The organism is Synechococcus sp. R55.2, assembly GCF_047462075.1.
Lineage (GTDB): Bacteria > Cyanobacteriota > Cyanobacteriia > Thermostichales > Thermostichaceae > Thermostichus.
In genome coordinates this window covers 1-797 of sequence record NZ_JANSIH010000180.1, presented here as the reverse complement: position 1 = coordinate 797, position 797 = coordinate 1, and the positions used below count along the sequence as shown (strand labels likewise).

Here is a 797-nt window from a genome sequence, read left to right as displayed (position 1 = left end):
TACCAAGCTAGCGGCAAATCCAATCCCCTCGCTACAGCTTGCAGCCGGGATCCCTCAAGAGCCCAATTGTTGCGTGGCCTGCTCAGAGGTGTCCACCGTATCTGCTGGATCCCCAATTTCCGGGCAAGCTTTTCGCTTTTCTTGCAGGCGGCGGGGCGAAAAAAGGAATCTCCTTGAGGCGTGCCTCTGCTTCCGGCGTCCACTGTACGGCTAACCCAGCAGCCATTCTGGCAAAAAGGTATTCCCTGTCATGCCTCGCAGGGTGAAATAAACAAACAGCAGCAACAGCAGGGATCCCAGCGTCACCATGGCCGCCGCTGTTGGACTTTTGCGATACAGGCTAACAAAAGGCTGGAGGCCGGCCCAGATCCCCCCCAGCAAAACGGTAATAAAGTAGGTGGGGTAACGGGAGACATTCTCCACAAATTGGTCTTCCAGTCTGCGGGGGGGCTGCGGCTGTGGCATGAGCAGCTCGGGCTCTAACTCCTTTCTCCTCAGTGTGCCACAGGTTGCTGTCAACCACCCGGAGCTTGGCCATCTTCAGGGAATTGGCAGCAACTCAAAAAACGAACTTCCGTTGGCGCTCTTTTTGCAGCCGGGCAACTTCAGCTCCAATGGATAAAACAACGGCTGTGGCACCAACTGACCGGCGCCGGCCTCTGCCGCTTGGCTCATAGCCTCTGCAAGGGGGAAAATCTGCCATATTTGAGTATCAGAAAGAACATCTCCTTGACCAAAGAGGGGTTGGAGCGAAGGGGAGACTGCGCAGATTCAGGAAACCGAGAACCTGATATGGT

1 protein-coding gene is annotated in these 797 nt (G+C 55.6%); it reads right to left on the bottom strand.

Going from position 1 to position 797, the window contains the following annotated elements:
* Positions 1 to 210: 210 nt before the first annotated feature.
* On the bottom strand, positions 211 to 465 hold the full coding sequence (locus tag NW838_RS06290) for a DUF751 family protein (protein ID WP_414356569.1): 255 nt from the start codon (positions 463 to 465) through the stop codon (positions 211 to 213).
* Between the last annotated feature and the right edge of the window lie 332 nt (positions 466 to 797).